Below are 25,545 nucleotides of genomic sequence, written 5' to 3' on the forward strand. Positions count from 1 at the left end.
GAAAGTGGCGTATTGTGCGCTAACGCAGGGAGAAAACCAACTCCCAGGGCATATACCAAAGATTCGCCAGCACCATCAGCAACAGCGCACACCAGGTGGCGCTCATGCCGGAACGTCGCCAGCGAAACAGCCGGTGATGAAAACCGTAATAATGCATCAGACGACCAGCAAGTAGAATGATGCCGCAAATATGCACCATCCAGGTTTCTGCGCCATTCATTTCCATAAACAGCATCAACACAATCGCGATGGGAATATATTCCACCGCGTTACCGTGAATGCGAATGGCGCTTTGCAGTTCGCTAAAACCGCCGTCGCCATAGGCAACGCGATATTGCATTCGCAGGCGAACAACATCAAAAGAGAACTTCATTAATAACAACGCACCTAAAACGGCATACAGCGCGCTTACCATACAAACTCCCTTTAAAATGGCCGATGGCACTTGTCTATGATAGGTGGCAATTTCAGAAAAGAGAAGATTGCTTTGGAATAGCCGGAACTGCTCCGATCTCTGGGAGTGTTTTACGCAAGTCTTCCCACAGAGTATGTACCAGTTCCGGTGCCTGGGCGATATCTGGTGTATGCAGGAAAAGATAAGGCGTGGTGGTCTGTTGCCATTGCGCTAATTTTTGCAACCAGACCTGAAATAATTCCTGGTTTTGTGTCATATCATCGCTACCGATAAAACGGATCAGCGGATTGGTCGCCGTCAACACGGCATGTACCGGAACTTTCGGTTTTTTCCGCTGCGCGTCGCGAATGGCTTCACTATGTGGACGTGCTGCATGAACCGGACGGCTGTCTAAAATTACCCGATTAACGCCACGCTGATGCAAACCGCGATTAAGCGTTTGTTCTTCCTCACCTTTGGTGAAAAACTGCGGATGGCGGACTTCCACACCATAGGTAAATTCGCCAGGAAGAGAATCAATAAAGTGCCAAAGAGCTGGCAGCTCCCGTGGACCAAACGTGGCGGGCAGTTGCAGCCAGTATTGTCCAATGCGCGGCGCTAACGGTGACATGCGTGTCAAAAATTCAGTCACTAAATCATCGCAATGCCGCAATGCTGCCTGATGCGAAATAGTCGCCGGAAACTTAAAGCAAAAACGAAAATCATCGGTGGTCTGCTCGCGCCAGCGCAGAACAACTTCCGGCTTTGGCAGAGCATAAAGGGTGGTGTTGCCCTCCACGCAGTTAAAATGGCGGGCGTACTCTTCCAGGCTGGAGATCCCCAACCGCACCCATTTGGGATGCGACCATTGCGGCAGACCGATGTAAATCATAATGCGTTGAGGATCTCTTCCACGCGACGCACGCGGGCAATACGCGGGTAGATATGGTTGATGCTGTTGTTGTGCTGTTCGGTGCTGGCTGCACTGCAGGCGTCTTCGGCTATCACCAGATTAAAGCCGAGTTCCCAGGCATTGCGGGCGGTTGATTCGACGCCAATATTGGTCGAGATCCCACATAAGACGATGGTGTCAATGCCACGACGGCGTAATTGTAACTCCAGATCCGTACCGTAAAACGCACCCCATTGACGCTTGATGATGTCAATATCGCTGTCAGTTGCACCTAACGCCGCAGGATGTTGCCACCAGTTTTCCGGTAACGTTCTGGCAGGTGAGGGAGCATCAACTGGCTGTTTTAATGCTTCGGCATAATCGGCAGACCAGCCGACGCGCACCAGAAACACAGGCTGACCGTTAGTTCGAAATTTCGCCGCCAGTTTCCCGGCGCGATTAACGACATCTTCAGCAGTATGCGGTCCACCGGCAAAAGGTAAGATGCCTTCTTGTAAATCAATCACCACCAGCGCAGTGGTTTTAGCATTCAGTTCAAGCATGATGACTCCAGATAAAACAAAATCGAGCCTCTCACCTTAATGCGATTAGCCGATGGCAGAACGACAAATTTTGTTAATTTTTATGTGCTCAGGCAACACCTTTATAGCAAACAAGGGTAGAGTCTGATTTCAGGCCTGATATAAAGTGGTAACGAGTCGTTCCAGAGCGGGCCAGACTCTTACGGTGCGGCAGAATTTCCAGTATAATAGCCGCCTTTTTTCATTCAGTTGTGACATACAGCTAACGCTGCGACTTAGGTCACCTGCGCAGCAGGGGACGTCCGCCGGCAGCTAAGTTAAGGGATATCTCATGCGTACAGAATATTGTGGACAGCTCCGTTTGTCCCACGTGGGGCAGCAGGTGACTCTGTGTGGTTGGGTCAACCGTCGTCGTGATCTTGGTAGCCTGATCTTCATCGATATGCGCGACCGCGAAGGTATCGTGCAGGTATTTTTCGATCCGGATCGTGCGGACGCGTTAAAGCTGGCCTCTGAACTGCGTAATGAGTTCTGCATTCAGGTAACGGGCACCGTGCGTGCGCGTGACGAGAAAAATATCAACCGCGATATGGCGACCGGCGAAATCGAAGTGCTGGCTTCCTCGCTGACCATCATCAACCGCGCAGACGTTCTGCCGCTGGACTCTAACCACGTTAACACCGAAGAAGCGCGTCTGAAATACCGCTATCTTGATCTGCGTCGCCCGGAAATGGCTCAGCGCCTGAAAACCCGCGCAAAAATCACCAGCCTGGTGCGCCGTTTTATGGACGACCACGGCTTCCTCGACATCGAAACCCCGATGCTGACCAAAGCGACGCCGGAAGGCGCGCGTGACTACCTGGTGCCTTCTCGTGTGCATAAAGGTAAATTCTACGCACTGCCGCAATCGCCGCAGTTGTTCAAACAGCTGCTGATGATGTCCGGTTTCGACCGTTATTATCAGATTGTAAAATGCTTCCGTGACGAAGACCTGCGTGCTGACCGTCAGCCAGAATTTACCCAGATCGATGTGGAAACCTCTTTCATGACCGCGCCGCAAGTGCGTGAAGTGATGGAAGCCCTGGTGCGTCATCTGTGGCAGGAAGTGAAGGGCGTGGATTTGGGCGATTTCCCGGTAATGACCTTTGCGGAAGCCGAACGCCGTTACGGTTCCGATAAACCAGATCTGCGTAACCCGATGGAACTGACCGACGTTGCAGACCTGCTGAAATCTGTTGAATTTGCGGTATTCGCGGGTCCGGCGAACGATCCGAAAGGTCGTGTTGCTGCTCTGCGTGTTCCGGGCGGTGCATCGCTGACCCGTAAGCAGATCGATGAATACGGTAACTTCGTCAAAATCTACGGCGCGAAAGGTCTGGCTTACATCAAAGTCAACGAACGCGCGAAAGGTCTGGAAGGTATCAACAGCCCGGTAGCGAAGTTCCTCAACGCTGAAATCATCGAAGCCATCCTGGATCGTACTGCCGCGCAAGATGGCGATATGATTTTCTTCGGTGCCGACAACAAGAAAATTGTTGCCGACGCGATGGGCGCACTGCGTCTGAAAGTGGGTAAAGACCTTGGTCTGACCGACGAAAGCAAATGGGCGCCGCTGTGGGTTATCGACTTCCCGATGTTTGAAGACGACGGAGAAGGCGGCCTGACGGCAATGCACCATCCGTTCACCGCACCGAAAGACATGACTGCTGCCGAGCTGAAAGCAGCACCGGAAAATGCGGTGGCGAACGCTTATGATATGGTCATCAATGGTTACGAAGTGGGCGGTGGTTCTGTGCGTATCCATAATGGTGATATGCAGCAGACGGTGTTTGGTATTTTGGGTATCAACGAAGAGGAACAGCGCGAGAAATTCGGCTTCCTGCTCGACGCCCTGAAATACGGTACTCCGCCGCACGCAGGTCTGGCATTTGGCCTTGACCGTCTGACCATGCTGCTGACTGGCACCGACAACATCCGTGACGTTATCGCCTTCCCGAAAACCACAGCGGCAGCGTGTCTGATGACTGAAGCACCGAGCTTTGCCAACCCGACTGCTCTGGCTGAGCTGAGCATTCAGGTTGTAAAGAAGGCTGAGAATAATTGATATGACTTATAAGCGTCCCGTTTCGATCTTAGTGGTCATCTATGCACAAGATACGAAACGGGTGCTGATGTTGCAGCGGCGTGACGATCCCGATTTCTGGCAGTCGGTAACTGGCAGCGTGGAAGAGGGTGAAACCGCGCCGCAAGCTGCCATGCGCGAAGTAAAGGAAGAGGTCACCATTGATGTTGTGGCTGAACAACTGACCTTAATTGACTGTCAGCGCACGGTAGAGTTTGAAATTTTTTCACATTTACGTCATCGCTATGCGCCGGGCGTGACGCGCAATACAGAATCATGGTTCTGCCTTGCGCTCCCGCACGAACGTCAGATTATTTTTACTGAACATCTGGCCTACAAGTGGCTTGATGCGCCTGCTGCGGCGGCGCTCACTAAGTCATGGAGCAACCGGCAGGCGATTGAACAGTTTGTAATTAACGCTGCCTGAACAGGCAGGGCTATCTGGAGATATTTTTTATGGCAGGTCATAGTAAATGGGCCAACACCAGACATCGTAAAGCTGCGCAGGATGCTAAGCGCGGTAAAATCTTCACTAAAATCATTCGTGAGCTGGTGACCGCAGCTAAACTGGGCGGTGGCGATCCGGATGCTAACCCGCGTCTGCGTGCAGCCATTGATAAAGCACTGTCTAACAACATGACCCGTGACACCCTGAACCGCGCAATTGCACGTGGTGTGGGCGGTGATGATGATGCGAACATGGAAACCATCATCTACGAAGGTTACGGTCCTGGCGGCACTGCAATCATGATTGAATGTCTGTCTGACAACCGTAACCGTACTGTTGCTGAAGTGCGTCACGCATTTAGCAAATGTGGCGGCAACCTTGGTACTGACGGTTCCGTAGCCTATCTGTTCAGCAAAAAAGGTGTGATTTCCTTCGAGAAAGGTGATGAAGACACCATCATGGAAGCGGCGCTGGAAGCAGGTGCAGAAGATGTTGTGACCTATGATGACGGCGCAATCGACGTCTACACTGCATGGGAAGAGATGGGTAAAGTACGTGATGCTCTGGAAGCGGCTGGTCTGAAAGCAGACAGCGCAGAAGTTTCCATGATCCCGTCAACCAAAGCCGATATGGATGCAGAAACTGCACCGAAACTGATGCGTCTGATCGATATGCTGGAAGACTGTGACGACGTGCAGGAAGTTTACCATAACGGTGAGATCTCTGATGAGGTTGCAGCGACCCTCTGATGAGGCCGGCTAAACAACAAAACGGAGACGCGTGATGTCTATTATTCTCGGTATTGATCCGGGTTCGCGCGTTACCGGCTACGGCGTTATCCGTCAGGTGGGCAGGCAACTGTCCTACCTGGGCAGTGGATGCATACGCACCAAAGTGGATGATTTACCGTCTCGTCTGAAGCTCATCTATGCGGGCGTGACGGAAATCATCACCCAGTTCCAGCCCGATTATTTCGCAATCGAACAAGTCTTTATGGCGAAGAATGCCGACTCTGCCCTGAAACTGGGGCAGGCACGCGGCGTGGCGATTGTGGCAGCGGTTAATCAGGAATTGCCGGTGTTTGAATATGCTGCCCGTCAGGTCAAACAAACGGTGGTAGGTATTGGTAGTGCTGAAAAAAGTCAGGTGCAACATATGGTGCGCACCTTGCTAAAACTACCCGCTAACCCACAGGCGGACGCCGCCGATGCGCTGGCGATTGCCATCACCCACTGCCATGTCAGCCAGAATGCGATGCAGATGAGCGAATCGAGGCTGAACCTGGCTCGCGGGCGACTGCGTTAAGTTATACCGCCTCAGTCAATTCTGGCTGAGGTGTTTCTACTCCCTCCGCATGAATCAACACCAGACCCGGATGATGCCACAAACTCGCTGGCGTGACGGTTTTACGCGCCCACGGAATTGAACCTAAAAACCAGAATTTCCAGAAAGTAAGCTTTGCATTCGGATTGCTGTTTAACAGTTCTCCAAATGTCTCTATTTCACCCACCGGGATACATAGCGCCTCTTTATAAATATCAAAAACGAATTTTGAACAGAACTGGCGAGATGACTCATATTTAAAACCGGTGTGATAGAGCTTGCGCAGCCGGGAGGGAACCTGTTCTACCAGCCGTTGTTTTTGCTGTTCTGTTAGCCCAGCACCCAATCGTTTTACCGCATAGCGTTGATTAGAAGAACGTTTAATAAAATGGGACAGTGTGGTGATGGTGGAGAGGGGAACACGACTTTCTGCGACCAGAAAATCATCGCCGTCATGACCGATAATGATCCCGACGTGATTACTCCAGCAATTTGATGCGGCAGATATTTGACCAAATAATGCAGCACCTATACATGTAAATACAATATCGCCAACTTCATATTCAGAAGGGTAATTAATTTTCACTTTGTCATTCCATTGAAATAAATATGAATATACGTAATACCATAAAAAATATTTTTTTGCAGGAATGGAAAGGTTTATTTTTTTTTGGTGGATTTATCCTCTAAATATTTAACATTACAATATTTATTTTAAAGATGACTTAGCGGATCAATTATACTGCGTCATTTTTCAGTTCATCGAGACGCCTCGCAATTTTTCTTCATCCTTCGCTGGATATCTATCCAGCATTTTTTTATTATACAACATTATCTTTGATTCATTACGCAGGAGCGTCATGTGATAGGCAGGCTGAGAGGCATCATTCTGGAAAAACAACCCCCGCTGGTGTTACTTGAAGTGGGCGGCGTAGGCTATGAAGTGCATATGCCGATGACCTGTTTTTATGAACTCCCTGAAGCGGGCCAGGAAGCGATTGTTTTCACTCACTTTGTGGTGCGTGAAGATGCGCAGCTACTGTATGGTTTTAACAATAAACAAGAGCGCACGTTGTTTAAAGAGTTGATCAAAACTAACGGCGTGGGACCGAAACTGGCACTGGCGATCCTCTCGGGTATGTCAGCGCAGCAGTTTGTGAATGCCGTTGAGCGTGAAGAACTGGGTGCACTGGTGAAATTACCTGGCATTGGTAAGAAAACTGCTGAACGCCTGATCGTTGAAATGAAAGATCGCTTTAAAGGTCTGCATGGCGATCTGTTCACACCGGCTGCCGATCTGGTATTGACCTCACCGGCAAGCCCGGCAACCGACGATGCCGAACAGGAAGCTGTTGCTGCGCTGGTGGCGCTGGGCTATAAACCACAAGAAGCCAGCCGCATGGTGAGCAAAATCGCTCGCCCTGATGCCAGCAGTGAAACATTAATTCGCGAAGCCCTGCGCGCCGCGTTATGAGGTAAAGGATGATTGAAGCAGACCGTCTGATTTCTGCCGGTACGACTTTGCCGGAAGATGTGGCAGATCGCGCCATTCGCCCCAAACTACTGGAAGAGTATGTTGGTCAGCCGCAGGTTCGTTCACAGATGGAAATTTTCATCAAAGCGGCGAAACTGCGCGGCGATGCCCTTGATCATCTATTGATTTTTGGTCCTCCGGGGCTGGGTAAAACCACACTTGCCAACATCGTCGCCAATGAAATGGGCGTCAATTTACGCACCACGTCCGGCCCGGTGCTGGAAAAAGCGGGCGATCTGGCGGCGATGCTCACCAACCTTGAACCACACGATGTGTTGTTTATTGATGAGATCCATCGTCTTTCGCCTGTGGTGGAAGAAGTGCTGTATCCGGCCATGGAAGACTACCAGTTGGATATTATGATTGGTGAAGGCCCGGCAGCGCGTTCAATTAAAATCGATCTTCCCCCGTTCACCCTGATTGGCGCGACAACGCGTGCTGGCTCATTGACATCGCCATTGCGTGACCGTTTCGGTATTGTGCAGCGTCTGGAGTTTTACCAGGTGCCTGATTTGCAATATATCGTCAGTCGTAGCGCACGGTTTATGGGGCTTGAGATGAGTGACGATGGCGCGCTGGAAGTGGCTCGCCGGGCGCGAGGTACGCCACGTATCGCCAACCGCCTGCTGCGTCGTGTGCGAGATTTCGCTGAAGTGAAGCATGATGGCACCATCTCGGCAGATATCGCTGCTCAGGCGCTGGATATGCTGAACGTTGATGCTGAAGGTTTCGATTATATGGACCGCAAGTTATTGCTGGCGGTAATTGATAAATTCTTCGGTGGGCCGGTAGGCCTGGATAACCTGGCAGCGGCCATTGGCGAAGAACGTGAAACCATTGAAGATGTGCTGGAACCTTATTTGATTCAGCAGGGCTTTTTGCAGCGCACGCCGCGCGGGCGTATGGCGACAGTGCGGGCGTGGAACCACTTCGGGATTACGCCGCCAGAAATGCCGTAGGTCGGGCAAGGCGTCTACGCCGCATCCAACATTAAGCTATCGACAAGATGAAGCCAGACAGGCGCTCCCGCAGGAGCGCCGAATTGATTAGCGACCAAACAGGTCACGTTTTTTCGCTTTAAACGGCTGAGAGATCACCACCAGCACTGCCACAATCAGGTAAGCAACAAAAATACCGAGCAGCCACTGCGGCATATCCAGACCTAAAAAATCCCACTGACGCTCAGCGCAATCACCAGAGGCGACAAACACTTGTGGCACCCATTTATCCAGCGGCAGCCAGTCCGGGAATCGGACCATGAAATCACAGGTCATAAATGGTGAAGGGTAGAGCTGGAGCATGGTGTGCTCGTAAGTTAATTGCACGCCACGAAAAGCACTATACAGCCAGATGATCATCGCCACATAACGCAGCGGAGTTTTCGGGGCGATAGCGCCAATCAGCGCGGCGCCCAGAATGCCGAATAACGCACAGCGTTCATAAATACAGAGCACGCAAGGTTTAAGTAACATCACATGCTGGAACCACAGCGCCGTCAGTTCCAGTGCCAGAGCGGTAAACGCCATTAACAGCCACGCCCCCCGGCCTTGTGAACATTGGTTCAAAAATCGCAACATAATAATTTCCCTGCAATATGCATCGAATGCGCAGTTTAAACCAATTCATTCGTTGCGCCACCAGGAGGGAGTAAAAATAGGATGTAATTGAACAATTATCGGGCGGAAAGGCAAACCGGGCATAAATATGCCCGGTAAGTTGTTATCAAAGCGTTGCAATCCACCCCATTTGCATAAACCATTCAGTTACAGGGGCAAGAGTAAACTCTACGCAGAGTAATCCGACGAGGGTCAGTACGAGAGTGTAGGGCAGAGCCATCCACACCATGCGGCCATAAGAAAGACGTATCAATGGCGCAAGTGCTGAGGTCAACAGGAATAAGAACGCAGCCTGTCCGTTCGGCGTGGCGACGGAGGGCAGGTTGGTCCCGGTGTTGATGGCGACTGCCAGCAGTTCATATTGCTTCATACTAATAGCACCGCTCTCCATTGCCGCTTTTGCTTCATTGATATAAATCGTCCCTACAAAGACGTTATCCGAAATTGAAGACAGCAAACCGTTGAAGATATAAAACAGCGATAGCTGAGCGTGTTCTGATGCCTGCAATACAAACTGGATAATTGGGGAGAACAGTTGTTGGTCGATAATCACCGCCACTACCGAGAAAAAGACCGTCAACAGTGCGGTGAATGGCAGAGATTCGGTGAAGGCTTTGCCGATTGCATGTTCATCAGTTACACCGGTCAGTGATGTCGCCAATATAATGACAGACAAACCAATCAAGCCGACCTCTGCCAGATGCAACGCCAGCGCGGTGACCAGCCAGACGCCGATAATCGCCTGGACAATCAGACGAATTTTATCCTGACGTGTACGCTGGAGGCGGCTTTGATCGTCAAACTGTTGCAGCACTTCGCGGACTTTCTCCGGCAGCGTTTCGCCGTAGCCAAACCAACGCAGCTTCTCCACCAGCAGGCAGGTTAACAGGCCGCAAATCAGGACAGGGACGGTCACCGGTGACATGCGCAGGAAGAAATCGCCAAAATGCCAGCCAGCAGCTTTGGCAATGATCAGGTTCTGTGGTTCTCCTACCATGGTCATCACGCCGCCTAATGCAGTGCCGACACCCGCATGCATCATCAGGCTACGCAGAAAGCCACGGAACTGCTCCAGAACCACTTTGTAATGCTTGTCGATATGGCTGTCGTCTTGCAGGTCGGTATCTTCGGTGCGGGAAGAAGCTACGCGGTGATAAATACCATAAAAACCAACTGCAACGCTGATCACCACGGCAACGACGGTTAAGGCATCGAGGAACGCAGAGAGAAACGCCGCCGCCACGCAAAAAGAGAGTGACAGCAGCATTTTGGAGCGAATGCTTAACAGCAAACGGGTAAATATGAACAGCAGAAGCTGTTTCATAAAATAGATGCCCGCCACCATAAACATCAGTAACAGTAAGACTTCAAGATTTGCCGCCACCTCTTCACGGACGTGTTCCGCACTGGTCATGCCGATGAAGACAGCTTCGATAGCCAACAGACCGCCGGGGAGCAGCGGATAGCATTTCAGAGCCATCGCCAGAGTGAAAATAAATTCCGCGACAAGCAGCCAGCCAGCAACAAAAGGGCTGATGAGGAAAATTAACGGGTTAACAATTAAGAAAATAATTAGGGCAAGTTTGTACCAGTCAGGTGACTGACCCAAAAAATTGCGCCATAACGCGCGGCCCCAGGAGATCTCCATGATGGTTTCCCTTACCTTACAAATAATAAATGATGTTTTTATGTTAGAACGCAAAGCTTAACGGTCAGGGGAGATCGAGGCAAGTCTTGATAGTCAAGGGGAAAGAGATACAGAAAATGAAGCCTTGATCCCTTTTTTCTTCTTTTTGTCTGCTATCAGCGTTGTTAGCCCTCTGGTATGATGAGTCCAACTTTGTTTTGCTGTGTTATGGAAATCTCACTATGGTCATTAAGGCGCAAAGCCCGGCGGGTTTCGCGGAAGAGTACATTATTGAAAGTATCTGGAATAACCGCTTCCCACCCGGGACTATTTTGCCCGCAGAACGTGAACTTTCAGAATTAATTGGTGTAACGAGAACGACGTTACGCGAAGTGTTACAGCGCCTGGCGCGAGACGGCTGGCTGACCATTCAACACGGCAAACCGACGAAGGTGAATAATTTCTGGGAAACCTCCGGGTTGAATATCCTTGAGACGCTGGCGCGACTGGATCATGAAAGTGTGCCGCAACTCATAGATAATTTGCTGTCAGTGCGTACCAATATTTCGACCATTTTTATTCGCACCGCGTTTCGTCAGCATCCTGATAAAGCGCAGGAAGTGCTGGCAACGGCTAATGAAGTGGCCGATCACGCAGACGCCTTTGCTGATCTGGATTACAACATTTTTCGCGGTCTGGCGTTTGCCTCTGGTAACCCGATTTATGGTCTGATCCTTAACGGAATGAAAGGGTTGTATACGCGCATTGGTCGTCACTATTTCGCCAATCCGGAAGCGCGTAGTCTGGCGCTGGGCTTCTACCACAAGCTGTCTGCGTTGTGCAGTGAAGGTGCTCACGATCAGGTTTACGAAACAGTACGCCGCTATGGGCATGAGAGTGGCGAGATTTGGCACCGGATGCAGAAAAACCTGCCGGGTGATTTAGCCATTCAGGGGCGATAATCCATCCATACTGATGACCAACGCATAGTTTGATGCGCTATGCTTATCAGGCCTATTGAATTTGTGATGCTTTGCAGGCGGATAAAGCGTGTACGCCGCATCCGGCAAAAATGAGCCCTCCTCAAATGAGGAGGGCTCATTTTATAGATTTCCCATTCTTGGCGGGCAGCGTTCCAGCAACTCGACGCTGCCGTCTTCGTTTTGCTGTTCCAGCATCACATCAAATCCCCACAGGCGATGTACATGCTTCAGCACTTCTTTACGCCCCCGATCCAGTGGTGCGCGGTTATGTGGAATGTAACGCAGCGTCAGCGAACGGTCGCCGCGTAAATCTACGTTCCAGATCTGAATATTCGGCTCCAGATTACTTAAGTTATATTGCGACGATAAACGGTTACGGATCTCCCGATAACCTTCCTCATTATGAATGGCGGAAATCTCCAGATAATTATGCCGATCGTCATCCAGCACTGTGAAGAAGCGGAAATCACGCATTACCTTCGGTGACAGGAACTGACTAATAAAGCTCTCATCTTTGAAATCACGCATCGCGAAATGCAGCGTTTCCAGCCAGTCGGAACCGGCGATATCCGGGAACCAGTATTTGTCTTCTTCCGTTGGCGACTGACAAATCCGTTTAATATCCTGAAACATAGCGAATCCGAGGGCATACGGGTTAATTCCGCTGTACCACGGGCTGTTATAGGGCGGCTGGAAGACCACATTGGTGTGGCTATGCAAGAACTCCAGCATAAAACGTTCGGTCACTTTCCCTTCATCATACAGATGGTTAAGGATGGTGTAGTGCCAGAAGGTCGCCCAGCCTTCGTTCATCACCTGAGTCTGTTTTTGCGGATAAAAATACTGGCTCACTTTACGTACAATGCGCAGGATTTCACGCTGCCATGATTCCAGCAGCGGCGCATTTTTCTCCATAAAATAGAGCAGGTTTTCTTGTGGCTCGGATGGATAGCGGCGCGCTTCGGCAACGGTTTTCTCTTCCTCGCGCTTAGGCAGCGTTCTCCAGAGCATATTGACCTGGCTTTGCAGATACTCTTCGCGACTTTTCTGCCGGGCTTTCTCCTCTTGCAGCGAGATTTTTTGTGGGCGTTTATAACGATCCACACCGTAGTTCATCAGCGCATGGCACGAGTCCAACAGCTTTTCTACCTCATCAACGCCATAGCGTTCTTCGCACTCGGTAATGTATTTGCGGGCGAAAATCAGGTAATCGACAATCGAACTGGCATCGGTCCAGATACGGAATAAGTAATTGTTTTTGAAGAAAGAGTTGTGGCCATAACAGGCGTGAGCCATCACCAGCGCCTGCATGGTAATGGTGTTCTCTTCCATCAGGTAAGCGATACACGGATTAGAGTTAATAACGATTTCATAGGCCAGCCCTTGCTGACCGTGCTTATACAGACGCTCGGTTTCAATAAACTTTTTGCCAAATGACCAGTGCGGATAGTTAATTGGCATCCCGACGCTGGAGTAGGCATCCATCATTTGCTCTGATGTAATTACTTCAATCTGGTGCGGGTAGGTATCCAGCCGGTAGAGTTTTGCCACCCGGTCTATCTCTGCCAGATAAATATCCAGCAGGTCGAACGTCCAGTCAGGTCCATCGCTCAAACGTGTGGAGTCCTTATTCATAGAATCGATCGTCGCCATACGCGCACCTCATTGTTGTCGGCGCTCTCTGTCTGGAGCACCTCATTTCAAGCATAGAACACCAGTTAAAAACCGCGTCGCTGGAGAATTTTTTTCTTTGCGATTTCTTATTATCGGAGTGCCAATAATTAGCTTCTGAACGGAATTTTCTGCTGGATATAAAGCTCGACCAGCAGGAGATACCAAAGACGCCATATTCCCGCAGAGTCAGGGAGATGTGAGCCAGCTCACCATAAAAAAGCCATATGTTGAATAATATTTTCATCTGGGTTATCAAGATGTAATTAGATTATTGTTCTTTTACTATATCTACCGTTATCGGAGTGGCTATGCGAGTTGTCATACTGGGAAGTGGTGTGGTAGGCGTTGCCAGCGCCTGGTATTTAAATCAGGCAGGACATGAGGTCACCGTCATTGATCGGGAGCCGGGCGCAGCACTGGAAACCAGCGCAGCAAATGCCGGGCAAATTTCTCCCGGATATGCCGCGCCGTGGGCGGCGCCAGGCGTGCCTTTAAAAGCGATTAAATGGATGTTCCAGCGCCATGCGCCGCTGGCGGTTCGTCTCGATGGTTCGCAATTCCAGTTGAAATGGATGTGGCAAATGTTACGTAACTGTGACACCAGCCACTATATGGAAAACAAAGGGCGGATGGTGCGCCTGGCGGAATACAGCCGTGATTGCCTGAAAGCATTGCGCGCCGAAACCAATATCCAGTATGAAGGCCGGCAGGGCGGGACGCTGCAACTGTTCCGCACTGAACAACAGTATGAAAACGCCACTCGCGATATCGCCGTACTGGAAGATGCAGGCGTGCCATATAAATTGCTGGAATCCAGTCGCCTGGCGGAAGTGGAACCTGCGCTGGCGGAAGTTGCGCACAAACTGACTGGCGGCCTGCAACTACCCAATGACGAAACCGGTGACTGTCAGCTCTTTACCCAGAATCTGGCGCGGATGGCAGAGCAGGCGGGGGTTAAATTCCGCTTTAATACGCCAGTCGATCAACTGCTTTGTGACGGCGAGCAGATCTATGGCGTGAAGTGTGGTGATGAGGTGATTAAGGCCGATGCGTATGTTATGGCATTTGGCTCTTACTCGACCGCGATGCTCAAGGGCATTGTCGATATCCCGGTTTATCCGCTGAAAGGTTATTCTTTGACCATTCCGATTGCGCATGAAGACGGTGCGCCGGTGTCCACCATTCTTGATGAAACCTACAAAATCGCCATTACCCGTTTCGATAATCGCATTCGTGTCGGCGGGATGGCGGAAATTGTTGGCTTTAACACCGAGCTGTTGCAACCGCGTCGTGAAACGCTGGAAATGGTGGTGCGCGATCTCTATCCGCGCGGCGGTCATGTCGAGCAGGCTACTTTCTGGACCGGTCTGCGTCCGATGACACCAGACGGCACGCCGGTTGTGGGGCGTACACGCTTTAAAAATTTGTGGCTGAATACCGGTCACGGCACGCTTGGCTGGACGATGGCTTGCGGTTCCGGTCAGTTGTTAAGCGATCTGCTTTCTGGCCGCACGCCAGCGATCCCGTATGAGGATCTAAGTGTAGCGCGCTACAGTCGTGGATTTACGCCATCACGTCCAGGCCATTTACATGGCGCGCACAGTTAAGGAATCGAGATGACTCGTCCGATACAGGCCAGCCTCGATCTGCAGGCATTAAAACAAAATCTGACCATTATCCGCCAGGCCGCGCCGCACGCGCACGTCTGGTCGGTGGTAAAAGCGAACGCTTACGGGCACGGTATCGAGCGTATCTGGAGCGCGCTCGGGGCGACCGATGGTTTTGCGTTACTTAATCTTGAAGAGGCCATTATTCTGCGTGAGCGCGGCTGGAAAGGGCCAATCCTGATGCTGGAGGGTTTTTTTCACGCTCAGGATCTGGAAATTTATGACCAGTACCGCCTGACCACCTGCGTGCACAGTAACTGGCAGCTCAAAGCACTGCAAAATGCGCGGCTAAAAGCGCCGCTGGATATTTACCTTAAGGTGAATAGTGGGATGAATCGGTTGGGGTTCCAGCCCGATCGCGTGCTCACCGTCTGGCAGCAGCTGCGGGCGATGGCGAACGTTGGCGAAATGACGCTGATGTCGCATTTTGCCGATGCGGAGCATCCTGATGGGATTTCCGGCGCGATGGCGCGTATTGAGCAGGCAGCGGAAGGGCTGGAGTGTCGGCGCTCGTTGTCTAACTCAGCGGCAACCCTGTGGCATCCGGAAGCGCATTTTGACTGGGTTCGACCAGGCATTATTTTATATGGTGCTTCGCCGTCCGGTCAGTGGCGCGATATCGCCAATACCGGATTACGCCCGGTAATGACGTTAAGCAGTGAGATTATTGGTGTTCAGACGCTAAAAGCGGGCGAACGTGTGGGCTATGGCGGTCGCTATACTGCGCTCGATGAGCAGCGAATCGGCATTGTCGCCGCCGGATACGCCGACGGCTATCCGCGTCATGCACCAACCGGAACACCTGTTTTAGTCGACGGCGTGCGCACCATGACGGTGGGGACAGTCTCGATGGATATGCTGGCGGTCGATTTGACGCCTTGCCCGCAGGCGGGTATTGGTACGCCAGTTGAGCTGTGGGGCAAGGAGATCAAAATTGATGATGTCGCCGCCGCTGCCGGAACGGTGGGCTATGAGTTGATGTGCGCGCTGGCGCTACGTGTACCTGTTGTGACGGTGTAACTTGTGGCAAGCCGGATAAAATGCGTAAGCATCGCATCCGGCGATATAAGCCGCATCAAACTTAAGATTCGGCTTCTTCCTCCGCCACCCGAACGCCGATCTTCAACACTGCATTATCTTCTTTCTCAGCCACCGTCCAGATCATCCCGGCAAACTCCACCTGGTCACCGACAACCGGTGCCGCGCCTAACAACTGCTGAACAATTTCACCCAGCGTTTGCTGTTTATCGCGATACTCCCGACCATCTTCCAGACCATAAATCAGCGCCACATCGGCATATTTCGCGCTGGCTTCGAGAATGAAGTCACCAAAGAAGCGTTGATCAAGCGCGACCGGCGGCGACTGGCTAAACAGTTTTCCGAGTGCCGGAAGATCGCGTTCCCGACCAATCACGCATAACACGTCGCCTTCGCGCAGTCGGGTGCTGCCGGTGGGATGAAGCAACTGGTTATCACGAAACAGTGCCGCAATGCGCGTCTCTTTTGGCATATGCAGATCGCGCAGCGCCGCGCCCACGCACCATTTATCGGCACTCAATTGGTAAACAAACTGCTCCCACGGATTTTCCGGATGAATATCCAGCCCAACGCGTGACACCGGACGTCCCACTGGCGGAACCACCACTTTGGCTTTTTTCGCTGCCCACGACAGCGATGTTCCCTGCAATAGCAGTGAAACCAGAACTACGAAGAAGGCGACATTAAAGAACAGACGCGCATTCTCCAGCCCCGCCATCATCGGGAACACCGCCAGGATGATCGGCACTGCGCCGCGTAATCCAACCCAACTAATAAACACGCGCTCGCGCAGATTGAAGCCACGGAACGGTAGCAATCCAGCAAATACCGAGAGGGGACGGGCGAAGAAAATCATCCATGCAGACAAAATGAGCGCCGGAATGGCAATAGGCAACAGGTCGCTCGGGTTAACCAACAGCCCCAGCACCAGGAACATAGCGATTTGTGCCAGCCAGGCGAGGCCGTCGAAATTTTGCAGAATGCCGTAGCGGTTGCGAATCGGACGATTACCCAGCAGAAAACCGCACAGATAAACTGCCAGAATGCCGCTGCCTTCCAGCGCCGTGGTTAAAGCAAAAATCAAAATACCGCCGCTTAATGCCAGCAATGGATACAAGCCCGCAGGCAGGGCGATGCGGTTAATCATCTGCAGCAGTAAATAACCCCCGCCAAGACCGATTACGATCCCCAGGCCAAATTGTTGCAGGATATCGACAACGAACATCCAGCTAATAGTGCTTTCATGCTGCTGGATCATCGCAATCAGGGTAATTGTCAGAAAGACCGCCATCGGGTCATTGCTGCCGGACTCTATTTCCAGCGTCGAGCCAACACGTTCGTTAAGCCCTTTGCCGCCCAGCAGAGAAAAGACCGCTGCGGCGTCGGTGGAGCCGACAATTGCGCCAATCAATAAGCCTTCAATCAAATCAAGATTAAACAGCCATGCCGCCATCATGCCGGTTAAACCGGAGGTGATAAGCACGCCCAGCGTCGCCAGTGAAAGTGCAGGTCCTAACGCCACGCGAAATGAACTGGCCTGGGTGCGCATTCCGCCATCGAGCAAAATAATCGCCAGTGCCAGGTTACTTACCATGTAGGCAAAAGGATAATTATCAAACGGAATGCCGCCGACACCATCGACTCCAGCCAGCATACCGATCGCCAGGAAAATAACCAGAATCGGAATGCCAAGGCGGGAAGAAAATGAACTAAGTAAAATACTGCTGGTGACAAGGATGGAGCCTAAGATAAAAAGGCTAATAATTGTTGCGGCATCCAACGGTCGGTTACTCCTGATTACGCTGTCTCGTACTATAAACCTACCATATTCACGGCAGAAACAGCGTTTTAGTTAGCCCGGAAGCGTGATTTTTTTACGCTTTCAGAACAGGATGACCGCTAATCGTCAATTGTGTGCCGTTTTTGTCGTTTTTGAGGATAGCATGTGCACCCAGCGGCAGTGTCACTGTGCGTTGTTCATGGCCAAAGTCGAGGCCGGTAATCAGCGGAATCGACAGGCGGGAACGCAAGAACGTGTACACCGACGCCAGGTTGTAACCCGCATCATAATCATTGGGCGTGCTGCCACTGAAGCTACCGAGAATAATCGCCTTCTGGCGCTGTAAAATTCCAGCATGATAAAGCTGTAATAACATGCGTTCGACACGGAACGGATGTTCGTTGATGTCTTCCAGTACCAGAATACCGTTCTCAATTTGTGGCATCCACGGCGTACCGATAAGCGAAATCAGCATCGCGAGGTTGCCTCCCCACAGTGTTCCTTCTGTCTGACATGCCGGGCCTTCCCCTTGCCATTCAATGCTGAACGTTTCATTGCGTAATGCCAGCCAGAAGTGGTGCTCGGTAAAGGCATTCAGCTCATCCGCGCCAAAATTTGCCACCAGCATCGGGCCGCTAAAGGTGATGACATTGCCTTGTGACAGAAGACCGCACTGAATGGCCGTAAAATCGCTATGCCCGCAGATAAGCAACGGATCATTTTGTTGGCGAGCCACCAGAGCCTGCCAGTCAATATCCGTCAGTAAGCGACTGGCACCGTAACCGCCGCGTACTGCCAGCACGATGGTGTTGGGTGAGGTCAGTCTGGCAAGGGCATTGAGATCTTCCAGACGCTCCGTTTCCGTACCAGCAAAACGTTCACAGCGACGGGTAATAACCCCGACGTTATTGACCTGATGCCCCGCATCGGTAAGGCGCTGAACGCCGCGCTTTGCGGCGTGCTGATTAATGCAGTAACCCGACGGGGCAATTAAGTGAAACAGAGACATGGCAATTCCTTGCTGACAACAGAAACGAAATGTATATCATGCCGCTTAGGTGTGCCGTTGTCACCTCAACGGCGATTCCAGGCTATAAGGATTGATGAAGTGAAATTGAGATGGTTTGCCTTTTTGATTGTGTTATTAGCGGGTTGTTCTTCAAAGCATGACTATACGAACCCGCCATGGAATGCGAAAGTCCCGGTACAACGTGCGATGCAGTGGATGCCAATAAGTCAGAAAGCCGGAGCGGCCTGGGGCGTCGATCCGCAATTGATCACGGCAATTATTGCTATCGAATCGGGTGGTAACCCGAACGCGGTAAGTAAGTCGAATGCTATTGGTTTAATGCAGTTAAAAGCCTCAACCTCCGGACGTGATGTTTATCGCCGTATGGGCTGGAGTGGCGAGCCGACGACCAGCGAACTGAAAAACCCGGAGCGTAATATCTCAATGGGGGCGGCTTACCTGAATATTCTGGAAACCGGCCCGCTGGCAGGCATTGAAGATCCGAAGGTACTGCAATATGCGCTGGTGGTGTCATACGCTAACGGGGCTGGTGCGCTGCTACGGACTTTCTCATCAGATCGGAAAAAAGCGATCAGCAAAATCAATGATCTGGATGCTGATGAGTTCCTCGATCACGTAGCAAGAAATCACCCTGCACCGCAGGCTCCACGCTATATCTACAAACTTGAGCAGGCGCTGGACGCGATGTAACTCAGTCGCGCACTTTGTCCGCTTTCTCCCGGGCTTCCCGTTCGAGTGAGAATATAATCCGCTGTAATTGCCGCTCCACCGTCGGGCTGACGTTAAGAAAACGAAAGCTCAGGCGGGGAGTGGAGATAGTTTCATTTCTGCTATCAATCACTTTGCGCTCGCTGATGGTTAGTAACTGGGCGTCAAAGTGAAAAACACCCCATTGTCCCATGTTGACTTCAATCTGTGCAAAGCGCATACCTTCGTGCAATCCGGCAGGTTTTTCCGTTTCCAGTAATGCACCCATGCCACCTAGCGATAAATCACTCAGGCGAAAACGTAACGTACTGTTATCCGCCAGTTTGGTCTGACAATAATAAGGCGGATGAAGTGGGGCGGAGATGCGGAAATATCTGCGTCGTTGCACAAACCATAATGCGGGAGGGGGAGTGGTGATAAACGCCGGAAGCTGCAAATATTCACTTTGCTGTAATTGAGCAAGGGTAAATTCGATTTTGGCGCCTTGCGTTTCGGCGGTAATAGTGATTTGTCGCGCTTTAAGCACGGCATTGTTGTCTTCTTGCTGACTACCAAAATCCAGCACCAGTTTATCAGGGCTTATCGCCAGTATATTGCTGATCAACTGACCATCTGACCAACTGATACGCAGTGGTACTGCGGCTTTATGTAAATCGCGTAAAACGCCCAGGACTGCTAACGGATTTTGTTTCAGGAACTGCTCATGGTAATGACTCACGCGGAAAAACTCCTGACCGACAAACTGTCTTTGGTTTATCGGTAGGGACTAACAAAACTTAATACAAATGCGTGAATTTTTTTTACAACTTACGACTAATTCAACCGACAGTCTCCCACCATTGATCCTGTGCTTGCCTATACTTAGAGCGTTGACGTAAGCATTTCTTGCGTCCGATTCATCGAAACGAGGGCCTGAACATGGGAATTATTGCCTGGATTATTTTTGGCCTGATAGCCGGCATTATCGCCAAGCTGATCATGCCAGGGCGTGATGGTGGTGGATTTTTCCTGACCTGCATTCTCGGGATAGTCGGTGCGGTTGTCGGCGGCTGGCTGGCGACCATGTTTGGCATTGGCGGCTCCATCAGTGGTTTTAATTTACATAGCTTCCTGGTGGCGGTGGTCGGCGCTATCCTGGTGCTGGGGGTATTCCGCCTCCTGCGAAGAGAATAACGTAATCTTTCTGGCGGATAGCGGTGCAGGCATCGCTATCCGCTTTCAAATTATGTGTAAATCTCACGGTGTTTGAAAACCAGATAAAACGGCAACGTCATCCAGATAAGCAGAATGACGCTGTCGGGAGAAGAAAAGATTAAGGTGTGGGTTCTGTGACTTTTGTCGGCTGCGTTGCGGAAGCACTGGTCGGGCGCGTTACCGGAACGTTGTCACACGGTTTTTCTTTCGGGCAGATCAAATCCAACATTTTCAGCGTTACGCCGTTGGTCCAACCAAAACCATCCTGCAACGGATATTCGCCACCGCCGCCACCTGTTCCGGTGGTGCTGACATCATATTTCTCCACCAGCTTTTTCTCCCGGTCATAGGTGTGCTGAACATTGGTCAGAAAGTGCCAGCTAATGTCCATCGCCACATCTTCCTGTCCGTAGTTTTGCAATCCCTCAGTAGCGACCCATTGTAACGGTGCCCAGCCATTTGGCGCATCCCATTGCTGCCCACTTTTCACCGAGGTGGTGTTCAGTCCGCCAGGTTGCAGCAGATGCGTTCTGGTCGCCGTTGCCATTTTACTGGCGCGATCTTTCGCTGCTGCATTAACGTACAACGGGAACAGGGCGGCGGCAGTTAACTGATTACGTACTTTATGACTCTTCAGATCGTAATCGGCATACCAGCCGTGTTGATCATTCCACAAGTATTTTTCGATCCCTTTCTGACGGGCATTCGCCAGCGTTTCGTATTGGCTGGCCATCGCATTATCCCCGGCGGCTTTACTGGCGCTGGCAAGGATTTTTTCCATTTTATACATCAGGCTATTGAGATCGACCGGTACGATGCTGGTGGTGCGTAATGTACTTAACTGCTGTGGATTATCCATCCAGCGCGAGCTGAAATCCCAGCCAGATGCGGCGGCAGAACGCAGGTCACGGTAAATTTCAGTGGCAGGGCGATTTGGATTGCTTTTAGCGGTGGCGATATCTTCTACCCATGATTCCGGACGAGGTGTATCGCGGTCGTCCCAGTAGCGGTTAAGAATGGTGCCATCCTTGAGCTTTACAACGCGCTTTTCCTGTTGCCCGGCTTGCAGATTTTCAACGCCGTCCATCCAGTAAGCATATTCTTTTTGTAGTTGCGGCAGATACTGTTTCAACGCGGCGTCGCCTTCATGTTGCGCCAGTAACTCTACCATCAACGCAAAGAACGGCGGCTGTGAACGGCTTAAATAGTAGCTGCGGTTCCCGTTGGGAATGTGTCCATAAGTATCTATTTCATAACCAAAATTCGCCACCATATCCGCCACTTTATCCCAGTGACCGCTTTCGGCAAGCCCCAGCATGGTGAAGTAACTGTCCCAGTAATACACTTCCCGAAAACGGCCTCCTGGCACGACATAGGGTTTTGGCAATGGCAACAGAGAGTCCCATTTTTCGGTGCTTTCCGTTGTGCGGGTTAATACCGGCCAAAGTCCATCAATATGTTCACGCAGCGACTGTCCCTTCGGTGGGACATGCTTCTCGCCTTCTTTTGGCAGAGTGAAATTAACTTTCACAAAGTGCCGTAAATCAAACCCGCTCTGGTTCTGCTGCATCCGGTAGTCAGCGAGGATCATTAGCGGGTCGCTGTTGGGCACGGCATCGGCAAAGGTTTTTTGATCAGGAAAAAGTTTGGCGTTTTGCACATCGTCAAACAACGGCCCCAACAAAATATCAGGCGATTGTGGTGTGACAGCGATTTCTTCCGCTTGTGCCGATAGCGTGGCAAAACACAATAAAACGGTGGTGGGAATTAACGCCATTCTTTGCAGGTGACGAGGGACACGTGGTTTCATCAATCATTCTCCTTTGGCGATACCGAACAAAACGGTAATCAAGTATCAGAAAACCTTAGTTCAGGATCGCGGCAACTGCATGATTGAAATCTCATTCTGCGAAGTGTCAGGCATATGGAAGGTGTAATTAAAGGCATAAATAGTGTTGCAATATATTCACAAAATATATGTTGTTTATTAAATGGGCAGTAACTTTTGCTGTGCGATCACAGAAGAAAAAAATCATAAGAATTTAATGAAAAAACATAATAGACCGACCAAAAACTTCCGTGAAGAATTGCGCCAGTGAAAGGTATTTCGTGAAGTAAATTTATAGATAAGGATAAAACATGTCTAATGTGGAAAAATTGCCAATAAAAGAAAAAATAGGCTATAGCCTGGGTGATGCCGCCAGCCATATCGTCTTTGATTCTTCTGTTGCCATCCTCGCTTATTTCTATACCGATATTTATGGTCTGCCGCCAGCCGTAATGGGAACCATGTTTTTACTGGTGCGTCTACTGGATGCAATTACCGATCCGATTATGGGGGCAATCGCCGATGCAACCTCATCTCGTTGGGGGCGTTTCCGCCCGTGGCTGTTGGCCATCTGTGTACCGTTTGCGGTCAGTTGCGTGCTGGTTTACTCCATTCCTGATTTCTCTGACAGCGGTAAGGTTGTCTATGCGGTTGCCGCCTATATATTTATGACATTAATGTATACGGCCATTAATATCCCTTACTGCTCATTGGGCGCGGCGTTGACGTCCGATCCGCGTGAAAACCTGTCACTGCAATCCTGGCGTTTTGCCATCACGCCTATTGGTGGTGCGTTAGGTACTGCATTTATCCTGCCTGTCGCTGACTTCCTCTCTCCTGGGGACCGGGCTACTGGTATCCAGATTGCGATGGCGGTGTTTGGCGTTATTGGCTGCATTATGTTCTTAATTTGTTTCCTGACTACCAAAGAGCGTGTACAACCTATTCAGGAAGAAAATCTGAATATCGCGCGCGATTTGAAGATTCTTTTTAAGAATGATCAGTGGCGCATTCTCTCTGTTTATAATTTTATGATGCTGGTGGCGGTGGTTATCCGTGGCGGTGCGGTTGTTTATTATGTTAATACCGTTTTAAATAAAGGTTCAGATATTCTTACGTGGTTTATGCTCGGCGGAATGTTTGCTTCTATGTTAGGTTCTGTACTGGCGAAACCATTTGGCACTCGCTTTTGTAAAATTAAACTTTCATTCTGGGTTAATATTATTAACGCAGCGTTGGGCGTGCTCTGTTATTTCCTGCCGGTGGAATACTGGGTTATTCCATTACTGGCTCATCTGGCAATTCAGATTATTCAGGGCGGAAATGGCGCGCTCCAGTGGTCAATGATTACCGATGCGAATAACTATGGTGAATGGAAAACGCGTCGGCGTATTACGGGGATGAACGTTGCTGCGAATATTTTTGTCATCAAACTGGGCGTTGCAGTAGGTGGGGCGGTGATTGGTTGGGTACTGGCTTATTATGGTTATGCAACCAGTAGCACAACTCAATCCGCTAATTCAGTACAGGGCGTAGTGTTACTGTTTACCCTTCTGCCGGCATTCTTCTACTTCCTGACAGCTATTTCTATTAAGTTTTATCTGTTGAATGAAGCGAAAATGAACAAAGTAGTACAGGATTTACAACATGGTCAGTACGCTGGCTAATAGCGTACGGCTTTTTCGGATGGCATCGTAGCGATGCCATCCGAACACTGTTTTAGCCATCATGGCTAAAACGTTGGGTTTTAACGTCCAGAGTTAACGTCTCTTCAGGTTGTACCGCGTACAGTTTTTCCCCCTGCAGGCAAACCCAGCCAATACCCAGTTCACGGGCAATTAAGGCGCTGTGGGATACCGGACTTCCGGCACTAAGGCAGATGCCTTTAACGACCGTCGGGTCCAGTTGCAGCACGGTGGAGGGGTAAATGTTCTCAGCCAGCAAAATGGTCGGTGCACTAAATTGCGGTAGTTCTTCTTTTGTCTGTGTCAGATGGAGCAGGGTGCGATGCAGAAGATCATCCACATCGATATAGCGCGCCTGCAGATATTCATCATCAATCTGCTGATATTGTTGGCTAAGTTCTTTAAGAACCTGCTGCCAGGCATACTCTGCGGTGCAATGTTCATGCTGAAGAAGTTCGCTTGCTGCCGCCAGCAGTTCAGGATCATCTAACAGAGTATGGTGACCGGAAAAGATCGCGGCGATATCGTTAAGCCCGCTTGCTTCTGCCTTTGCCGTTAACGTCATCAGATCTAACAACGTAAAGTCAATTGCCTGGCGTAATCGTTCCTGTTCGTGTTCCACCGTCAGGATTGATTTCGCCTGTACTGTGCATAAAACCGGTTGATAATAAAAGGCTTTACCCGTGACAGGAGTAACCTGGCGCAGAGTTTGTGGCGCAATATCTTCTGTTTCACCAAAGTTATCTTCAGCCAACTGGCGGAAAGCAGCCAGCGCCTCTTCAGCTTCTGGCCCTTTCACGATCAGGCGCAGAGTATCGTTATAGCGGACTTGTAATAGCGCAATCTGGTTAATACTTTCCGGCGTGACGCATTTGCCGTTTTTCTCCAGCAACATATCTGCATTAAATACCGATAAGGTATAGACCAGTCGAGAGGCCGGGCGCACGTGGAGGCCGTTACGGTTTTTAATCACCACAGCGAGGGAACGGGCTTCTTCATCGTGTGGCGGGCATGTGTCAGATATCTCCGTGGCGGATGACGGTAAACCCAGTTGTTCGCGTTTGGCTTCCAGCGCAGACATAGCATCATGAATAACTTTGTCGATACCTGCACCCGATGCCGCGCTAACCGTTGCCGCCAGAGTTCCTTCGACCAATGGTGCTGCACACAAACGTACTTTTGCGGCGATCTCTGGCGCCAGCAATTCCAGAGCGGTTTCTGCACTTAATAACGCGCTTCCCATGTCCATCATAACCAGCACATGGTCGGCATCAGCAACGGATTCGATGGCTTCCATCACTTTGACGGCATCAGTACCAATGGGATTTTGCGGGTCATCAACCCCTGCGGCAATGGCGATTTTACAGCTATCGCTCATTAACATCTGACGGGCTAATTCACCGACACCTTCACCCAGCCGGGCGCTATGTGAAACTATGACCAGGTTTACCATCACCAAT

Annotated in this window: 23 protein-coding genes and 1 pseudogene; 12 read left to right on the forward strand and 12 right to left on the reverse strand. The window is 50.7% G+C overall.

Annotated elements, in window-relative coordinates; translation table 11 throughout:
• Nucleotides 1-19 precede the first annotated feature (19 nt).
• Genes HEM79_RS08025 through HEM79_RS08035 form a run of 3 tightly spaced genes read right to left on the reverse strand, consistent with a single transcriptional unit; the run spans nt 20 to nt 1,849 of the window.
• Entirely contained in the window at nt 20-415 is a 396-nt protein-coding gene (locus HEM79_RS08025) for an MAPEG family protein (protein WP_002462319.1), read from the reverse strand.
• Between the two features lie 52 nt (nt 416-467).
• Nucleotides 468-1,286, reverse strand: coding sequence for a DUF72 domain-containing protein (locus HEM79_RS08030; protein WP_176240971.1), 819 nt, complete (start codon nt 1,284-1,286; stop codon nt 468-470).
• The gene (locus HEM79_RS08035) at nt 1,283-1,849 is read right to left on the reverse strand and encodes a hydrolase (RefSeq protein ID WP_176240972.1); all 567 of its coding nucleotides are present in this window, start codon (nt 1,847-1,849) and stop codon (nt 1,283-1,285) included. The genes HEM79_RS08030 and HEM79_RS08035 overlap by 4 nt, the downstream gene beginning before the upstream one ends.
• Nucleotides 1,850-2,159: 310 nt before the next feature.
• Here HEM79_RS08035 and aspS point away from each other — a divergent pair, with 310 nt between their 5' ends.
• Genes aspS through ruvC form a run of 4 tightly spaced genes read left to right on the forward strand, consistent with a single transcriptional unit; the run spans nt 2,160 to nt 5,703 of the window.
• On the forward strand, nt 2,160-3,932 hold the full coding sequence (gene aspS, locus HEM79_RS08040) for an aspartate--tRNA ligase (RefSeq protein ID WP_176240973.1): 1,773 nt from the start codon (nt 2,160-2,162) through the stop codon (nt 3,930-3,932).
• Nucleotides 3,925-4,377: a dihydroneopterin triphosphate diphosphatase gene (gene nudB / locus HEM79_RS08045; RefSeq protein WP_077637336.1), complete on the forward strand. Its 453-nt coding sequence runs from the start codon at nt 3,925-3,927 to the stop codon at nt 4,375-4,377. Before aspS ends, nudB begins: the two co-directional genes overlap by 8 nt.
• Nucleotides 4,378-4,406: 29 nt before the next feature.
• On the forward strand, nt 4,407-5,147 hold the full coding sequence (locus HEM79_RS08050) for a YebC/PmpR family DNA-binding transcriptional regulator (protein ID WP_000907234.1): 741 nt from the start codon (nt 4,407-4,409) through the stop codon (nt 5,145-5,147).
• A 34-nt stretch (nt 5,148-5,181) separates the two neighbouring features.
• The gene (gene ruvC / locus HEM79_RS08055) at nt 5,182-5,703 is read left to right on the forward strand and encodes a crossover junction endodeoxyribonuclease RuvC (protein WP_010350951.1); all 522 of its coding nucleotides are present in this window, start codon (nt 5,182-5,184) and stop codon (nt 5,701-5,703) included.
• 1 nt (nt 5,704) lies between these two features.
• Here ruvC and HEM79_RS08060 read toward each other — a convergent pair whose 3' ends face one another.
• Nucleotides 5,705-6,307, reverse strand: coding sequence for a YebB family permuted papain-like enzyme (locus HEM79_RS08060; protein ID WP_176240974.1), 603 nt, complete (start codon nt 6,305-6,307; stop codon nt 5,705-5,707).
• 276 nt (nt 6,308-6,583) lie between these two features.
• On the opposite strand from HEM79_RS08060, the gene ruvA reads away from it, so the two are divergent.
• Nucleotides 6,584-7,195: a Holliday junction branch migration protein RuvA gene (gene ruvA / locus HEM79_RS08065; RefSeq protein ID WP_000580341.1), complete on the forward strand. Its 612-nt coding sequence runs from the start codon at nt 6,584-6,586 to the stop codon at nt 7,193-7,195.
• Between the two features lie 8 nt (nt 7,196-7,203).
• Nucleotides 7,204-8,214 carry a Holliday junction branch migration DNA helicase RuvB gene (gene ruvB / locus HEM79_RS08070; RefSeq protein ID WP_000568522.1) on the forward strand — a complete coding sequence of 337 codons (1,011 nt, stop codon included), beginning with the start codon at nt 7,204-7,206 and terminating at the stop codon, nt 8,212-8,214.
• An 87-nt stretch (nt 8,215-8,301) separates the two neighbouring features.
• On the opposite strand, the gene dsbB is transcribed toward ruvB, so the two are convergent.
• Together dsbB and nhaB are read right to left on the reverse strand one after the other, a co-directional pair.
• Nucleotides 8,302-8,832: a disulfide bond formation protein DsbB gene (dsbB, locus tag HEM79_RS08075; protein ID WP_000943445.1), complete on the reverse strand. Its 531-nt coding sequence runs from the start codon at nt 8,830-8,832 to the stop codon at nt 8,302-8,304.
• A 145-nt stretch (nt 8,833-8,977) separates the two neighbouring features.
• A complete protein-coding gene (nhaB, locus tag HEM79_RS08080; protein ID WP_000406399.1) occupies nt 8,978-10,519 on the reverse strand; it encodes a Na(+)/H(+) antiporter NhaB in 1,542 nt (513 codons plus the stop codon).
• Between the two features lie 221 nt (nt 10,520-10,740).
• Here nhaB and fadR point away from each other — a divergent pair, with 221 nt between their 5' ends.
• On the forward strand, nt 10,741-11,460 hold the full coding sequence (gene fadR / locus HEM79_RS08085) for a fatty acid metabolism transcriptional regulator FadR (RefSeq protein WP_010350948.1): 720 nt from the start codon (nt 10,741-10,743) through the stop codon (nt 11,458-11,460).
• 141 nt (nt 11,461-11,601) lie between these two features.
• Here the strand turns inward: fadR and HEM79_RS08090 are convergent, their stop codons facing one another.
• Complete coding sequence (locus HEM79_RS08090) at nt 11,602-13,134, reverse strand: SpoVR family protein (protein WP_176240975.1); 1,533 nt, start codon at nt 13,132-13,134, stop codon at nt 11,602-11,604.
• Between the two features lie 329 nt (nt 13,135-13,463).
• Between HEM79_RS08090 and dadA the strand changes: the two genes are divergently transcribed.
• Together dadA and dadX are read left to right on the forward strand one after the other, a co-directional pair.
• Complete coding sequence (gene dadA, locus HEM79_RS08095) at nt 13,464-14,762, forward strand: D-amino acid dehydrogenase (protein ID WP_001266888.1); 1,299 nt, start codon at nt 13,464-13,466, stop codon at nt 14,760-14,762.
• Between the two features lie 9 nt (nt 14,763-14,771).
• Nucleotides 14,772-15,842 carry a catabolic alanine racemase DadX gene (dadX, locus tag HEM79_RS08100; RefSeq protein WP_176240976.1) on the forward strand — a complete coding sequence of 357 codons (1,071 nt, stop codon included), beginning with the start codon at nt 14,772-14,774 and terminating at the stop codon, nt 15,840-15,842.
• A gap of 127 nt (nt 15,843-15,969) precedes the next feature.
• Here dadX and HEM79_RS08105 read toward each other — a convergent pair.
• Nucleotides 15,970-17,640: pseudogene (locus HEM79_RS08105) on the reverse strand (potassium/proton antiporter); the annotation flags it as partial.
• Between the two features lie 94 nt (nt 17,641-17,734).
• Entirely contained in the window at nt 17,735-18,649 is a 915-nt protein-coding gene (gene ldcA / locus HEM79_RS08110) for a muramoyltetrapeptide carboxypeptidase (RefSeq protein ID WP_176240978.1), read from the reverse strand.
• 99 nt (nt 18,650-18,748) lie between these two features.
• Between ldcA and emtA the strand changes: the two genes are divergently transcribed.
• Nucleotides 18,749-19,360 carry a membrane-bound lytic murein transglycosylase EmtA gene (gene emtA, locus HEM79_RS08115; RefSeq protein WP_001295616.1) on the forward strand — a complete coding sequence of 204 codons (612 nt, stop codon included), beginning with the start codon at nt 18,749-18,751 and terminating at the stop codon, nt 19,358-19,360.
• 1 nt (nt 19,361) lies between these two features.
• Here emtA and ycgR read toward each other — a convergent pair whose 3' ends face one another.
• Nucleotides 19,362-20,096 (reverse strand): flagellar brake protein YcgR, encoded by a 735-nt coding sequence (gene ycgR, locus HEM79_RS08120; protein WP_176240979.1) that lies wholly within the window; start codon nt 20,094-20,096, stop codon nt 19,362-19,364.
• Nucleotides 20,097-20,296: 200 nt separating this feature from the next.
• On the opposite strand from ycgR, the gene HEM79_RS08125 reads away from it, so the two are divergent.
• Complete coding sequence (locus tag HEM79_RS08125) at nt 20,297-20,551, forward strand: GlsB/YeaQ/YmgE family stress response membrane protein (protein ID WP_000511315.1); 255 nt, start codon at nt 20,297-20,299, stop codon at nt 20,549-20,551.
• 139 nt (nt 20,552-20,690) lie between these two features.
• On the opposite strand, the gene HEM79_RS08130 is transcribed toward HEM79_RS08125, so the two are convergent.
• Complete coding sequence (locus HEM79_RS08130; protein ID WP_176240980.1) at nt 20,691-22,382, reverse strand: alpha,alpha-trehalase; 1,692 nt, start codon at nt 22,380-22,382, stop codon at nt 20,691-20,693.
• A 329-nt stretch (nt 22,383-22,711) separates the two neighbouring features.
• Between HEM79_RS08130 and HEM79_RS08135 the strand changes: the two genes are divergently transcribed.
• On the forward strand, nt 22,712-24,067 hold the full coding sequence (locus tag HEM79_RS08135; RefSeq protein WP_000072949.1) for a glycoside-pentoside-hexuronide (GPH):cation symporter: 1,356 nt from the start codon (nt 22,712-22,714) through the stop codon (nt 24,065-24,067).
• A 52-nt stretch (nt 24,068-24,119) separates the two neighbouring features.
• Here HEM79_RS08135 and dhaM read toward each other — a convergent pair whose 3' ends face one another.
• Nucleotides 24,120-25,538 (reverse strand): dihydroxyacetone kinase phosphoryl donor subunit DhaM, encoded by a 1,419-nt coding sequence (gene dhaM / locus HEM79_RS08140; RefSeq protein WP_176240981.1) that lies wholly within the window; start codon nt 25,536-25,538, stop codon nt 24,120-24,122.
• Nucleotides 25,539-25,545 lie beyond the last annotated feature (7 nt).

Source organism: Escherichia sp. 93.0816, assembly GCF_013368855.2.
In the GTDB taxonomy this organism is placed as follows: Bacteria; Pseudomonadota; Gammaproteobacteria; order Enterobacterales; family Enterobacteriaceae; genus Escherichia; species Escherichia ruysiae.